Origin of the sequence: Corynebacterium tuberculostearicum (assembly GCF_013408445.1) — a bacterium.
In the GTDB taxonomy this organism is placed as follows: Bacteria; Actinomycetota; Actinomycetes; order Mycobacteriales; family Mycobacteriaceae; genus Corynebacterium; species Corynebacterium tuberculostearicum.
The window spans coordinates 576,800-590,170 of record NZ_JACBZL010000001.1; the positions used below are offsets into that span (position 1 = coordinate 576,800).

14 protein-coding genes are annotated in these 13,371 nt (G+C 59.2%); 2 read left to right on the forward strand and 12 right to left on the reverse strand.

From position 1 onward, the window contains the following. Window positions 1-56: 56 nt before the first annotated feature. The 5 genes from BJ985_RS02730 to BJ985_RS02750 all read right to left on the reverse strand — a co-directional run bounded on the left by BJ985_RS02730 (window position 57) and on the right by BJ985_RS02750 (window position 4,436). On the reverse strand, window positions 57-1,193 hold the full coding sequence (locus tag BJ985_RS02730) for an ATP-binding cassette domain-containing protein (RefSeq protein ID WP_179386517.1): 1,137 nt from the start codon (window positions 1,191-1,193) through the stop codon (window positions 57-59). Then, window positions 1,184-1,876 carry an energy-coupling factor transporter transmembrane component T family protein gene (locus BJ985_RS02735; protein ID WP_179386518.1) on the reverse strand — a complete coding sequence of 231 codons (693 nt, stop codon included), beginning with the start codon at window positions 1,874-1,876 and terminating at the stop codon, window positions 1,184-1,186. The genes BJ985_RS02730 and BJ985_RS02735 overlap by 10 nt, the downstream gene beginning before the upstream one ends. Beyond that, a complete protein-coding gene (locus BJ985_RS02740; RefSeq protein ID WP_179387566.1) occupies window positions 1,876-2,586 on the reverse strand; it encodes an ECF transporter S component in 711 nt (236 codons plus the stop codon). Before BJ985_RS02740 ends, BJ985_RS02735 begins: the two co-directional genes overlap by 1 nt. A 182-nt stretch (window positions 2,587-2,768) precedes the next feature. After that, window positions 2,769-3,740 (reverse strand): nucleoside hydrolase, encoded by a 972-nt coding sequence (locus BJ985_RS02745; RefSeq protein WP_179386519.1) that lies wholly within the window; start codon window positions 3,738-3,740, stop codon window positions 2,769-2,771. Window positions 3,741-3,761: 21 nt separating this feature from the next. Next, the gene (locus tag BJ985_RS02750; protein ID WP_179386520.1) at window positions 3,762-4,436 is read right to left on the reverse strand and encodes an NAD(P)H-binding protein; all 675 of its coding nucleotides are present in this window, start codon (window positions 4,434-4,436) and stop codon (window positions 3,762-3,764) included. A 104-nt stretch (window positions 4,437-4,540) separates the two neighbouring features. Between BJ985_RS02750 and BJ985_RS02755 the strand changes: the two genes are divergently transcribed. After that, window positions 4,541-4,810 carry an ACT domain-containing protein gene (locus BJ985_RS02755; RefSeq protein ID WP_179386521.1) on the forward strand — a complete coding sequence of 90 codons (270 nt, stop codon included), beginning with the start codon at window positions 4,541-4,543 and terminating at the stop codon, window positions 4,808-4,810. A 1-nt stretch (window position 4,811) separates the two neighbouring features. Then, entirely contained in the window at window positions 4,812-6,176 is a 1,365-nt protein-coding gene (locus BJ985_RS02760; protein ID WP_179386522.1) for a PFL family protein, read from the forward strand. 24 nt (window positions 6,177-6,200) lie between these two features. Here the strand turns inward: BJ985_RS02760 and BJ985_RS02765 are convergent, their stop codons facing one another. The 7 genes from BJ985_RS02765 to sufD form a co-directional block, all read right to left on the reverse strand. Then, entirely contained in the window at window positions 6,201-7,523 is a 1,323-nt protein-coding gene (locus BJ985_RS02765; protein WP_150851317.1) for a DUF2254 domain-containing protein, read from the reverse strand. A gap of 6 nt (window positions 7,524-7,529) precedes the next feature. Beyond that, on the reverse strand, window positions 7,530-9,161 hold the full coding sequence (locus BJ985_RS02770; protein WP_179386523.1) for an ABC-F family ATP-binding cassette domain-containing protein: 1,632 nt from the start codon (window positions 9,159-9,161) through the stop codon (window positions 7,530-7,532). 114 nt (window positions 9,162-9,275) lie between these two features. Further along, window positions 9,276-9,683, reverse strand: a complete 408-nt coding sequence (locus BJ985_RS02775) for a metal-sulfur cluster assembly factor (protein WP_005324830.1) — start codon at window positions 9,681-9,683, stop codon at window positions 9,276-9,278. Beyond that, window positions 9,684-10,136: a Fe-S cluster assembly sulfur transfer protein SufU gene (gene sufU / locus BJ985_RS02780; RefSeq protein WP_005324831.1), complete on the reverse strand. Its 453-nt coding sequence runs from the start codon at window positions 10,134-10,136 to the stop codon at window positions 9,684-9,686. Next, window positions 10,133-11,380, reverse strand: a complete 1,248-nt coding sequence (locus tag BJ985_RS02785; RefSeq protein ID WP_005324833.1) for a cysteine desulfurase — start codon at window positions 11,378-11,380, stop codon at window positions 10,133-10,135. Before BJ985_RS02785 ends, sufU begins: the two co-directional genes overlap by 4 nt. Before the next feature lie 45 nt (window positions 11,381-11,425). Then, window positions 11,426-12,184 (reverse strand): Fe-S cluster assembly ATPase SufC, encoded by a 759-nt coding sequence (sufC, locus tag BJ985_RS02790; RefSeq protein ID WP_179386524.1) that lies wholly within the window; start codon window positions 12,182-12,184, stop codon window positions 11,426-11,428. Between the two features lie 30 nt (window positions 12,185-12,214). Continuing rightward, window positions 12,215-13,369 carry a Fe-S cluster assembly protein SufD gene (sufD, locus tag BJ985_RS02795; RefSeq protein WP_005324835.1) on the reverse strand — a complete coding sequence of 385 codons (1,155 nt, stop codon included), beginning with the start codon at window positions 13,367-13,369 and terminating at the stop codon, window positions 12,215-12,217. Window positions 13,370-13,371 lie beyond the last annotated feature (2 nt).

Consider the following 13,371-nt stretch of genomic DNA (forward strand, 5'->3'; position numbering starts at 1 on the left):
CTCCCGGCTGCTTCTTAACTGATATTGGAGAGAGCCGGGAGCAGTTTTGTATGCGCTTATAGCTGCGGCGCCAGCAGTGTTTTTTCCGTTACTTCAGCATAGGTTTCTATTTCTGCCACAAACTTAGAATCGTGGCAGGTAACTACGAGGGCGCTGCCGGACTGCAGTGCGTAGTGGATGAGTTGGTGCATGAGCCAGCGGTCGGCAGCTGAAAGCAAGGTGTCTGGTTCGTCGAGCAGAACCACCGGTCGCTGCTGCCCGATCACGTGGGCAATCTGCGCAAGCCGCAGGCGAGACGATGATAGATCGAGAGGATGATCCGCCGGATTTAGTCCCAACAGGTTGCGCAAGGTGTCATTGGGGACGAATTCCTCCACTGTTGGGAACACTGCCTGATCAAATGGCGATTGCAGGGCAAGAGCGGGTGGATTCGGGACAGCTCCGGCGCCATCGAGCCCAGCCGCGGCGCGCAGGAGCGTGGTCTTGCCACTGCCGTTATCGCCACGCAGCCACGTAACCGCGGATTCCGTGATAGGGATTTCCACCGGTCCGACGCTGAAGGAAGTGCCACGGGGCTGAGAAAAGTGCCACCATTTCTTCTTTGCTGCACCCCGGCGTGCCGTTAGCGGACCGATACTCCCTGTCCGGGGGCTTGCAGAAACACGCGGTAAGTCGACGGCCGCTACGAGTGGGTCTGTGCCAATGATGTCGCCACCCAATTCTGGCCAGGAGGAACTAGAAACGGAAATGACGCAAGTCTCCGGCATCGACTGCAAGAGGCGAACCACTTGCGTGCGCGAATCAGCATCAAGCCCGGCTCCGGGCTCGCACACAATCATGATTTCTGGCTCGCGAATGGCAACGCAGGCTGCCGCCAACCTGCGCGTTTGGCCACCGGATAGCTGCGTTGGGTCATGTTCGCAGTAGTCAGACAGTCCTACAGCGCGAAGCATTCGCTCCCCGCGCCGCTGCATTTCAGGGGCAGGCACGCCGGCATTTTCGAGGCCTAAAACTACTTCTTCGATACAGGTTTCCCGCAGGAAGCTAATCTGTGCTGAGGCATCCGTGCCGATGATGGCTTCGGTAGATAGGTGCTCGGCTAGTTCCACGGCAACGTCTTCGACGGCTGTGTCAGGTTCGACGAGTACTTGATATATGGCCCCAGGGGTGGGCTCAATGCGGGCTAGATCCATGTAGCAATCACCACCACAAGGCTAACTAGCGGAATGACGAAGCGTAAGACGCGGGAGACCATGGAATCGGTAACGGGGCGCAGTAGGGTGCGTTGCCCTTCTTGGTCGAATCCGACGGCGGCTAAGGCCTGGCCACGTTGGGTTCCTTGCGTAAGGAGGCGAGCGATGACGGGAATAATGACGCGCGAGATGGTATTGCGCCAAGTCACGGTAATGCCGGCGAGCTGGTTGGCTTCACGGACGCAACGCCAAGCATGCGCACCTTGGGGCAGGGTTTGTAGGGAGGCTCCAACGATATACGCGACCTTGTGGCCAGCGCGCGAAACTTGCAGCCACTTGGCGATATCAGCAATGCGCAGCACTGCCATGGCCGCGATGAAGCAGGCCATGAGGGCGCAGAACCGGAGGGTGAGGGTGGCGGCGAGAACCAGGCCGTCGCTAGTTAGCAGCGGCAGCACCGGGTCATCACCGTAGGGGGCGTGAATGACCAGCATGGAAAGGGCCGCTGGGGCGCTTAGCGCCAATGTTGTCAAAATTACGGAGGCGTTGCGGGTAGCGGCGGTACCGCAGGCTAGGGCGATGAGCGCTACGCTTGCCGACGCCACCGGGGTATTTAGCGCCAAAGTAAGGACCCAGCCGCAGGCCGCGATGGTGACAACGGTGGCGGGATGAAGGCCGTGCATTACCGTGGCTGGAGGGATTCTCGGGTGCGCTGCGGCAGTGCCTTGACCGCTGCCCAGACAATGAGGAAAACCAGTGCCTTATCCAGGGGATCCGAAATAAAGGACTGCAGCGTAACCGAGGCGATGAGGGAATTGCCCAATTCTCGGAAGAGCGAAACAACCGCGCCCGTACCAAGACCTGCGGTACCGCCATAAACAAAGGCAGCCACTGGTGCGGCGAGCATGCCGGAAATGATTCCAATGATGGCGCCGCTGAGAATGACCCACCACACCTTAGTGAAAGCGCCCTTCTTGATTACCAGTCCGGAGAGGAACCCCGTGGCGGCGGACACGGCGGCGAAGGGCAAAGCGGCGGGGTTCAACAGTCCCCATACGACGGAGGACAAGGTACCAGTAGCCAATCCGGCGATGGGTCCCGCGAGCGCGGCTACCAGGATCGTTCCCACGGAGTCGATATACAGCGGAACACCGATAGAACCGATGATTTCGCCGACAACAATATTGAGCACTAGTGCTACCGGGATGATGGCGATGGTTCGCGCCGGTAATGCCGGAACGGTGCCGGTGAGAAGGAGCGCGGCGCCAACGAGGTAGCCGGCGAGGGTAATGAGCGCCTCGGTCGAGCCGGCAACGGATTCCCAATCAGTAGGACGCAGAAGAACCAGATAAATCCAGGTTGCGGCGACGATGAGTGCACCCGCGATGACCATAGCCTTGCGGACGGGGGTGAGAGAAAGCTGTGACACAGTAAAAGTCCAAATCCATATACCGAAAAATGGGCAAAATAAACGCCGACCGCGGATGGTGCTGCTTTCCTATGTCACCTCGGAAAGCGAGCTCGCACGGCACGTGCGCCGCGGATAATAGTAGAGGCTCTGCGTGCTAAAAGCCACTAATGCGAAGCCAATAGCGTCAATCCCCGCGCGCATTCGTGGTGTGCGGCCTCCATGTCTGCGCTTGTTACCAGCCGCGCGTTGTGGGCGCGGCCCCAATGGTTGCGCAAATCTGCGACGCTCGTGCCACGCAGCAGTGTCGATTCCGCCTCGACGTCCATGGTGGTTTCTATCGCTTCATAAGGGATGCGCCCCAGGGCAATCATGCAGGTCAAAAGGTCGTGGATCTGGGCTTGATAGCCCTCTCCTTGCGCCTGGTGGAATTCAAAATAAAAACGCAGCACGTCCGGCAGGATTTGTGCCGTGGGGTGCTCCCCCAACAATTTCAGGACCTCGTCTAGGCGCTGCGGAGTAATGAGAAACTGTTCCGTTACTTCGAGGGAACACAGCGTGGTGAGAACGCGTGGGGCGTTTGAATGAAAATGTTGGGCGGCGGCGTGCGGATCCACCCAAAAGTTCCATTCGGCAGTTGGCGTGGTGTTTCCGCGGTAATTGACCGCGCCGCCCATGATGGTGATGGCACCGAAGCGCGCGGCAGCCTCGCTATGGGTTGCTTCGAAGGCCGCAAGGTTGGTGACCGGTCCAGTAACGATCAGCTGCAGATCGTCATGGGTGGCTAATGCTTCTTCCCATACCTGCTGCCAATCGCGCTGTTGTAGCTTGGCGGCGGCAGCGGGGGCGTGTGCGTAGCCCAGCCCTGTCGGGCCATGGGTCTCAGGGGTGGTGGTGAGATCTACCTTGAGGGGTTGGGGTAGGCCGGGGGCTACGGGGACGTCGGAAAGCGAGCACAGGTCCAGAATCCAGCGGGCATTATCCGCGGTCCGGTGGACCTCGACGTTGCCGGCCGTGGTGGTAACCCCCACCAGCTCGATCTCCCCGGCATGATGCAGCCCCGCCAGGTACATAAGGGCGAGGCAATCGTCGACGCCGGGATCGCAATCAATAAGTACAGCTGGTGGCTTGGCAGTCATAATGCCAGCCAGTCTAGCGTCTTACTTGATGGAGCTCACCGGATTGTCGCCATCAACGAAGGCGAGCGGGGAATCCGGCAGATTGTCGCGGCCAAGGACCTCGACGATGACATCCGCAACCAGCTCGCGGGAAGAAGTCAGAGACTCCTTCAGCATCTTATCCTCAATCTGCTCAATGCCCTTGGCTGGTTCCTCGGTTAGCATCGCTGGCTTGAGGATGAGGTGCGGGTAGCTGGCCTGTACAAGGCGGTTGTCTACTTCCTTCTTGGACTCCACATAGGCATACCACTTCTCATCGGCAGGATCCGTGGTTGCTACCTGGGAGCCGACATAAGAGATCATCACATAGGCGGGCACATCCTTGCCCTCCTGCTGCAACTTGTCCATGGCGTCGAGGGTAGCCAGGGCGCCATCGCGGTCGACGGCCCAGGTGAGGTCTGCCCCACCGCGGCCGCCATTGCCGGCGCCCCAGACTACAGCGTCATAAGCGGCGAAAAGCTCTGCCCACTGATCCACGGATTGTTCAGTAATATCCGCCATAACTGGGGTCGCGCCGAGCTTTTCAATCTCGGCCTTTTGCTCCGGATTGCGGATGAGGGAGTGGACCTCATGACCGGCCTCAACCAGCTTAGGGGCGGTCAGCAGCCCGACCTTGCCGTGTCCACCGATGTACAGAATCTTCTTCTTATCAGTCATACCTCCCCACGGTAACAACGGCGCGGCCAGCGTGCAGACGGCCTCCTTACTCCGGCACACACAAACCACCGCGGCGCGCCCGGCAAGCAGATAGAATTGCACGCATGTATGCCATTATGACCGTCACCGGTGCCGATAGCACCGGCATCATCGCCGCGGTGACCACTACCCTTGCAGAACTCGATATCAACGTCATTGACGTCTCCCAGACGCTCATGGGCGGATACTTCACCATGATCCTGCGCGTCGAATTCGATGCGGACAAGGTCTCCATCCAGACCATCAAGGAGCGCATGCGCCCCGTTGCGGAAGAAAAGCACCAGTCCATCCGCATTCAGTCCGAAGACCTCTTCACCGCCATGAACGAAATTTAATATGAGCACGCGTTTTAATACCACCAATATCTTGGACACCATCGAGATGATTGAGAACTATCGTCTCGATATCCGCACCGTGACCATGGGCATCTCGCTCCTCGGATGCACCCGCTCCACCATGGAGGCCACCTGCCAGGCCATCTATGACCGGGTCACCCAGCAGGCAGGGCGCCTCGTCGAGGTGTGCGAAGGCATCGAGGGCGAGCTCGGTATCCCCATTGTCAATAAGCGCATCTCCGTCACCCCCATCTCGTTAGTGGTGGCTGGCGTAGACGGCAACCCCGTTGATGCAGCCAAGGCGCTGGACAAGGCGGCAAAAGAGGTTGGCGTCAACTTTGTGGGCGGCTATTCCGCCTTGGTAGAAAAGGGCGCTACCACCGCCGAGCAAAAGCTCATCAGCTCCATTCCGGAGGCGCTGGCTACTACGGACGTCGTGTGTTCCTCCGTAAACATCGCCAGCTCCCGCGCGGGCATCAACATGGATGCGGCGAAGAAAATGGGCGAGGTCATCAAGGAAGCGGCCGAGCTCACTAAGGACAATTCCGCCATTGCGTGCGCCAAGCTGGTGGTCTTTGCTAACTCCGTGGGAGATAACCCCTTTATGGCCGGTGCCTTCCACGGCATTGAGGAACCCGATTGTGTGGTCTCCGTGGGCGTTTCCGGCCCGGGTGTAGTCGACCGTGCCTTGGGCTCGCTCGAGGGGGCCAGCTTAGACCAGGTTGCAGAAGAGGTGAAGAAGGCTGCTTTCAAGATCACTCGCGCCGGGCAACTGGTGGGCACCATGGCCTCGGAGCGCCTGGGCGTTCCTTTCGGCATCATCGACCTTTCGCTTGCCCCCACCGCCGAATTGGGCGATTCGGTTGCGCACATCTTGGAGCACATGGGCCTAGACCAGGTGGGCACCCACGGCACCACTGCAGCCTTGGCTCTGCTTAACGACGCCGTTAAGAAGGGCGGCATGATGGCTTGTTCCCGCGTGGGCGGGTTGTCAGGTTCCTTCATCCCCGTTTCCGAGGACAAAGGCATGATCGATGCGGTCAAGTCCGGCTCCATTTCCATGGACAAGCTGGAGGCCATGACCGCTATTTGCTCGGTTGGCTTCGACATGATTGCCCTGCCGGGCGACACCTCTGCCGCGACGATCTCGGGCATGATCGCTGATGAGGCCGCCATTGGCGTGATGAACCATAAAACCACCGCAGTACGCGTCATTCCGGTACCTGGCGCCCAGGTAGGCGACGAGGTCAGCTTCGGCGGGCTTCTTGGCTACGCCCCTGTCATCCCGGTCAATCAGGTGGGCAATACGCAGTTCATAAACCGCGGCGGCTTCATCCCCGCCCCGGTGCATGGATTCCGCAACTAGCGCCAGCGACAACCGCGCCGCGGTCTAATCCGCGGCGTGCTCCTCGCCTGGCTTATCGGATTCCGCCCACGCAGCTAGGTTGGCCTGGAAGTGCTGGTAGGAGGCCTCCAACTGTTTCAGCTCCACCTCGCCGCCTACCTGGCGGCGGGCATCGGAGTAGATGGCCCGGGCGGTGTCGTCAAGCACGCGCCGGCGTTCCGCTGTGCGAAGAAGGGCAACCACCTTAGCGAGGTTATCCAGCATGCTGAGGTAGATCTCCGCATTATCGGCCGCATCGCGCCGAATCTGTGTAAACATCGCCTCGACGATCTCGTCATAGCTAAAGGTCTGATAATCCAGCCGAAATTCGCCGTCCACATGCACAATGCCCTGCGGAAGCCGCTTATCCCCAATCACGGTGAGGATCTGGGTGAAGCGGTCAATGATGTCAATTACCGTAAATGGGTCATTAACGCCGGTGCTCAAAGCGCGGGCAGCAATTTCTGCAAGGTGCCGCGCGGTAAACCGAGGATCGTGGGCAGAGGCGTTTTCGCGGTGTTGCGTGAGCACGATATGACGCTCAATATCTTCCGGCAAACGTGGCACGCCGTGGGCAATGACCTCGCCTTCCAATACGAGGTCTCCCGGTGCCACGCCGAGGTGCACCGCGCAATCCTCTTGCGCCGCAGCCTGCGCGATGGCGTCATAGTCCACGAATTTGAGATAGCCAGTCTCACTACTGCGGCGCTTTTGCGCGTTCGTGTAGAACTCTGGCCCCGGCGCTTTTACTTTCTCCTCCTCCTCACCGCGGCGGATGAGCCGGCGCATGTGGCTTTCTACGTCTTGGGCAACCACGTGCACCACGTGGGACATGCTGATGGATTGCGCAATGTGCACGATGAAGTAGATGAGGAAGACAACGCAGGCGATGGCCAGCAGAACCGTGACGGCTACATTGAGGGAAGGAACGTATTCTTCTACCCCACCGCCGCCGGTACGAACCGCGCGCAGGGATAGGAGCGCAAAAATAAAGGTTGCCAGGTAGATCGCCAACGTGGATTGAATGGAGCGATCCTTTAAAAACTCGTGCAGGAGGCGCGGGCCCATCACCGTGACGACACCGGATAGCGCGGTCAGCGTGATGAAAAAGACGGTGCCGGCCAAGGAGAGTGACGAGGTTGCTACCGCGCTTAAAATCCCTTGCGCGCTATCGGCGCTGCCGTCATAAAAGGGCGTGTCCGACACGTCAAAATTGCTACCAACCGCAATGAGCAATTCCGCGCCGATCGCGGCGATGGCCACCGCCACGGCGGGGATGAGCCAAAACTTCTCCCGCCAAGCGGGCATCCTCTCCAGCAGTGTCTTCATAAATCCCTAAGCTAGCTCCACGATCTCCATATAGTCATCGGACCACAGGTCCTCATCACCATCGGGCATGATGATCACGCGTTCCGGATCCAGTGCCTTAACCGCACCCGGATCGTGCGTCACCAGCACCACAGCGCCCGTATACGTTTTCAGTGCATCAAGCACCTGCTCGCGCGAAATCGGATCCAGGTTATTGGTCGGCTCGTCTAGCAACAGGACGTTCGCGCGGCTGGAGACCAAGGCGGCTAGCGCAAGGCGCGTCTTCTCACCGCCGGAGAGGGTACCCGCAGGCTGCTCCAGCTTCTCACCGGAGAACATGAAGGCGCCAAGCAGGCTGCGCAACTCCTGCTGATCCGCGTCTGGGCAGGCATCGATAGTGTTTTGCCACACGGACTTATCCGGGTCGATGGTGTCATGCTCCTGCGCGAAGTAGCCGATGCGCAGGCCGTGGCCGCTGACGATGCCACCTTCACCATCGGTGCGTTCCACGCCGGCAAGCAATTTCAACAGGGTGGTCTTACCTGCACCGTTGTAGCCGAGAACAACCACCCTAGAGCCTTTGTCGATAGCGAGGTCTACGCCCACGAAAACCTCCAGCGAGCCGTACATCTTGGTCAGACCCTTGGCATTCATGGGCGTCTTGCCGCACGGCGCCGGCACGGGGAACTTAATATTGGCCACCTTATCGGCCACGCGGACCTCATCGAGCTCGCTCATCATGCGTTCAGCACGGTGGAGCATCTGCTTTGCCGCGGCGGCCTTGGTTGCCTTGGCACCGAGCTTGGCAGCCTGCTTTTGCAGTGCAGACGCCTTCTTTTCCGCATTGGCACGCTCTCGGCGACGCCGCGCTTCATCGGTAGCACGGGCATCGAGGTACTTCTTATAACCCATGTTGTAGACGTCGGCCTCGCCGCGGACCGCGTCAAGGAACCACACCTTGTTGCACACGGCCTCCAGCAGTTCGACGTCGTGGGAAATCATAATGAGCCCGCCCTCATGCTTGGACAGGAATTGGCGCAGCCACGTAATAGAGTCGGCATCCAAGTGGTTAGTCGGCTCATCCAAGAGCAGCGTGGTCTGGGATTTGCCGGAGCCTTCAGTAGCTGCAAAGAGGATCTGTGCCAGCTCCACGCGGCGACGCTGGCCGCCTGAGAGGGTCTTGAGCTTCTGGTCTAGGACACGCTGTGGCAGGCCCAAATTATCGCAAATCTGCGCACACTCGGAATCGGCTTCATAGCCGCCGAGCGACTCGAACTGCTCCTCCAAGCGGGAATACTTACGGATAGCCTTATCCCGGAACTTATCGTCCGTGGCCGATTCCATGAGCTCTTGTTGCTTCGCCATGCGGCGCTTAAGATCATCCAGGCCGCGTGCGGAGAGAACGCGCTCGCGCGCCGTTTGCTCGATATTTCCCTCGCGGGAATCCTGGGGCAGATAACCAATGGGGCCCGAGCGAGTCACAGAACCACCATAAGGCTCCGTCTCCCCTGCCAAAATGCGCATGGTCGTCGTCTTGCCCGCGCCGTTGCGGCCGATGAGGCCAATGCGGTCGCCGGGCTGCACGCGGAGGTGCTGCCCGGGGGCGTCGAGAAGCGTGCGCGCTCCTACCCTGACTTCGAAATCATTGGTTACAATCACGAAGAAATAGTCTAGCAATTGACGCGGCCAACGCTAAGACGCACTAACGCCCCCAACAGCCACTTCCCGAATCCGAGAAATGCGCTGCTGGGGGCGTGTGATTAATACGCGATTTTAAACCGCGAAACCGAGGGCCTGAAGCTGCTCGCGGCCCTCCTCAGTAATCATTTGCGGTCCCCATGGCGGCATCCATACCCAGTTGATGCGGACGGCATCGGCCAGCTTATTGGCCTTGACGATGTCTTCGACCTGCTCCGCAATGACATCGGTCAGCGGGCAGGCCGGCGAGGTCAGCGTCATATTGATCATGACGATTTCCTTGCCATTGTCCTCTTCAAACCAAAGATCATAGACAAGGCCCAAGTCAACGACGTTAATGCCGAGCTCGGGGTCAATGACATCACGCATGAATTCGGTGACATCAAAGGCCTTAGAAATCTGCTCTTCAGTCTGCTCCGGGCGCTCGCCGCTGCCGGAGAATGAAGAGTTCTCGTTCTGATAAGGATCTACGGGTTCGGTCATCTAGTTCTCCACTTCAGTTAGTGCATCGGCGGAAGCAGCCTGGAAGGCCTTCCATCCGAGGAGCGCACACTTGACGCGCGCTGGGTACTGGGACACGCCGGCGAAGGCAACGCCGTCACCGATGAGGTCTTCATCGCCCTCTTCTTGGCCGCGAGAGGTAATCATCTTTTCAAACTCGGCCAGCTTCTCATTGGCTTCCGCGAGCGGCAGTCCAACGATCTCTTCAGCCATAACCGAGGTAGAAGCCTGCGAAATGGAGCAACCTTCCGCGTCATAGGAGACGTCCTCGACGGTCTTGCCGTCGTCCGAAAGGCGCACGCGCAGGGTCAGCTCATCGCCGCAGGACGGGTTCACGTGGTGAACCTCTGCCTGATACGGCTCCCTCAAGCCGGCGTGTTGGGGGTTCTTATAGTGATCCAGGATGACGTCCTGGTACATGGAATCTAGGTTCATGAGGCAACTCCAAAGAATTCGCGGGCAGCCTTGATTGCGTCCACCAGCTTATCTACTTCTTCCTCGGTGTTATAAAGGTAGAAGCTAGCGCGGGCGGTGGACTGTGCGCCGCAGGCACGGTGCAGTGGCCACGCACAGTGGTGGCCAACGCGAATGGACACACCGTGGTCATCGAGGACCTGGCCCAAGTCGTGCGGGTGAACGCCTTCCACAGTGAAGGAAATGGCGCCACCGCGATTTTCGGTGGTTTCTGGACCGATGATGCGTAGACCAGGGATTTCCTTGAGCTGGCGCAATGCGCGCTCGGTGAGCTTCTTTTCGTGGGCGTGGATATTGTCCATGCCCACTTCTTCCAAGAACTTCACCGCTGCGCCGAGGCCAACCACCTGGCTGGTCATCTGCGTGCCCGCTTCAAAGCGTGTTGGCGGCTCGGCAAAGGTGGTCTCTTCCATCTTGACGATCTCAATCATCGAGCCACCGGTCAGGAAGGGCGGCAGCTTCTTGAGCAGCTCATCCTTGCCGTAGAGCACACCAACGCCGCTGGGGCCACACATCTTGTGGCCGGAAAAGGCCGCAAAATCCACGTCCAAAGCATGGAAATCAACCGCCATGTGTGGCACCGACTGGCAGGCGTCGAGGACAACCATGGCGTCGACCGCGCGGGCGCGGCGCACCAGTTCATCCACGTCTGCCACAGCACCCGTCACATTGGATTGGTGAGTAAACGCAACGACCTTGACGGAGTCATCGAGCTCGAGCGAGTCGAGATCGATGCGTCCGTCTTCGGTCATGGAATACCACTTCAACGTAGCGCCGGTGCGAGCACACAGCTCCTGCCACGGCACCAAGTTGGCGTGGTGCTCCAATTCGGTGATAACAACGGTATCGCCCTCGCCCACGTAGAGGTCCCCCGCGCGCTCGTCGCCAAGCACATAGGCAACTTCGTTCAGGGCCTCAGTGGCGTTTTTGGTAAAGGCGATTTCGTCGCGGTCCGCGCCCACAAATGCGGCGATAGCTTGGCGCGCCGACTCGTAGGCATCATCGGCCTCTTCCGCCAGCTGATAGGAACCGCGGTGAACGGGGGCGTTCGTGTGCAGCACAAACTCCTCTTCCGCCTTCCATACCGGCAGCGGGCGCTGGGAGGTAGCACCCGAATCCAGATACACCAGTGGCTTATCACCACGCACCGTGCGCTGGAGAATCGGGAACTGTTCCCTAATTGCGTTTACATCAAATCCAGACATGAATCTTCTTTGGATAGTCGCGGTTGACCGGCCGAGGGTCGGTCCTTACTTGAGGAACTGGTCGTAGCCGTCAGACTCGAGCTGGTCCGCCAATTCAGCGCCACCGGTCTTGATGACGTGGCCGTCAGCGAAGACGTGGACGAAGTCCGGCTTCACATAGTTCAGGATGCGCTTGTAGTGGGTAATCATCAAGATGCCACCATTGGTGTCCTTCTGGTAGCTATTGATGCCCTCAGACACGATGCGCAGAGCGTCAACGTCCAGGCCGGAGTCGGTCTCGTCCATGACTGCGAACTTCGGCTTCAGGATATCCAGCTGCATAACCTCGTGGCGCTTCTTCTCACCGCCGGAGAAGCCTTCGTTTACGGAGCGGGAGATGAAGGACTTATCAATCTTCAGGTTCTCGCGGGCCTGGGTAAGCTCCTTGTTCCATTCACGCAGCTTCGGTGCCTCGCCGCGAATGGAGGTGACTGCGGAGCGCATGAACTGGGAGACCTTTACGCCCGGTACCTCAGTTGGGTACTGCATCGCCAGGAAGAGGCCGGCGCGAGCGCGCTCATCGACGGGCATCTCCAGCAGATTTTCGCCGTCGAGAAGCACCTCGCCCTCGGTGACCTCATACTTTGGGTGGCCGGCGATGGTGTAGGACAAGGTGGACTTGCCGGAACCGTTCGGACCCATGATGGCGTGGATCTCGCCGGAGTTGATGGTCAGGTTAACGCCCTTGAGGATTTCCTTCGGCTCGCCGCCTTCTTCCGTCGGCAGCACCTGGGCATGGAGGTTCTTAATTTCCAGAGTAGACATAATGTGTGTGGGTTTCCTTCTATGAAAGAGTTAGGCGGAGATCTTTTCCAGTTCTTCGGAAATGCGGTTTTCCAATTCCTCGGACAGGGACTGCACCGGAATACGGTGGATGACCTCATTGAAGAAGCCACGGATGATGAGGCGGCGTGCTTCAGCCTCTGGAATGCCGCGAGACATCAGGTAGAACAACTCGATGTCATCGAAGCGACCAACGGTGGCCGCGTGGCCTGCACCGGTAATTTCACCGGTCTCAATCTCCAGGTTAGGGATTGCGTCCGCGCGAGCACCCTCAGTCAGAATCAGGTTGTTGTTGGTCTCGTAGGTATCGGTGCCCTGTGCATTGGAACGGATAAGGACATCGCCTACCCAGCAGGTGCGGGCCTCATTGTCCTTGGTGCCCTGCAGTGCGCCCTTATAAAGGACGTGGGAGCGGCAATTAGGGACGGAGTGATCCACCAACATGCGGTTTTCAAAGTACTGGCCTTCATCAGCGAAGTAGACGCCCAGCAGTTCTGCGTCGCCGCCCTGCTCGGTGAAGTTCACGCGAGGCACGATGCGTACCACCTCGCCGCCAAAGATGGCGGAGTTGTGGCGCAGCACAGAGTCGCGGCCGAGCTGTGCCACGTGGTTAGACAGGTGTACGGCATCGTCTTCCCAATCAACGTCAACAACGACGGTCAGGTGAGCGCCATCGCCCACGATGAACTCGACGTTATCTGCGTGGGTGCCAGAGCCGACGTACTTCAGGATGACGGTGGCTTCCGCGTGGTGGCCTACCTCGATGGAGGTAGCGCCAAAGGAAGTTACGCCCTCGCCCTTGCCGGTGTAGGTAATGACTACGGGCTCTTCCACCTGAGCCTCAGCGTCAATGGTGACAACCTGGCCTTCAGGCATAGAAGTCCACGCCTGAGCCGCAACGCGGTCAGACGGGGTACCAACGCGGCCCAAGCGCTCGTCATCGCGAGCGACGGTCTCGGAGCTTACGCCTGGATGTTCGCTCACGGTGACATCCTGTGCCACTACCTCAGCGAACTCGCCATTGTGTAGTCCACGGAGCTTGCGCAGGGAGACGAAGCGCCACACCTCATCGCGGCCGTGCGGCACCGGGAAGTCCTCCACGTTGGTGGAGGTAAAGACGTCACCCTTGGTGATCTTATCCGGATTGAATTCGTTCGAAGCGACCATTT

What these genes read in the sequence shown, in the direction of transcription:
- BJ985_RS02740 (WP_179387566.1), bottom strand. Translation starts at nt 2,586, where the DNA reads ATGGTCATCGCGGGTGCACTCATCGTCGCCGCAACCTGGATTTATCTG.
- BJ985_RS02745 (WP_179386519.1), bottom strand. Translation starts at nt 3,740, where the DNA reads ATGACTGCCAAGCCACCAGCTGTACTTATTGATTGCGATCCCGGCGTC.
- BJ985_RS02785 (WP_005324833.1), bottom strand. Translation starts at nt 11,380, where the DNA reads ATGTCTGGATTTGATGTAAACGCAATTAGGGAACAGTTCCCGATTCTC.
- BJ985_RS02755 (WP_179386521.1), top strand. Translation starts at nt 4,541, where the DNA reads ATGTATGCCATTATGACCGTCACCGGTGCCGATAGCACCGGCATCATC.
- BJ985_RS02775 (WP_005324830.1), bottom strand. Translation starts at nt 9,683, where the DNA reads ATGACCGAACCCGTAGATCCTTATCAGAACGAGAACTCTTCATTCTCC.
- sufD (WP_005324835.1), bottom strand. Translation starts at nt 13,369, where the DNA reads ATGGTCGCTTCGAACGAATTCAATCCGGATAAGATCACCAAGGGTGAC.
- BJ985_RS02730 (WP_179386517.1), bottom strand. Translation starts at nt 1,193, where the DNA reads ATGGATCTAGCCCGCATTGAGCCCACCCCTGGGGCCATATATCAAGTA.
- BJ985_RS02760 (WP_179386522.1), top strand. Translation starts at nt 4,812, where the DNA reads ATGAGCACGCGTTTTAATACCACCAATATCTTGGACACCATCGAGATG.
- sufU (WP_005324831.1), bottom strand. Translation starts at nt 10,136, where the DNA reads ATGAACCTAGATTCCATGTACCAGGACGTCATCCTGGATCACTATAAG.
- sufC (WP_179386524.1), bottom strand. Translation starts at nt 12,184, where the DNA reads ATGTCTACTCTGGAAATTAAGAACCTCCATGCCCAGGTGCTGCCGACG.
- BJ985_RS02735 (WP_179386518.1), bottom strand. Translation starts at nt 1,876, where the DNA reads ATGCACGGCCTTCATCCCGCCACCGTTGTCACCATCGCGGCCTGCGGC.
- BJ985_RS02750 (WP_179386520.1), bottom strand. Translation starts at nt 4,436, where the DNA reads ATGACTGATAAGAAGAAGATTCTGTACATCGGTGGACACGGCAAGGTC.
- BJ985_RS02765 (WP_150851317.1), bottom strand. Translation starts at nt 7,523, where the DNA reads ATGAAGACACTGCTGGAGAGGATGCCCGCTTGGCGGGAGAAGTTTTGG.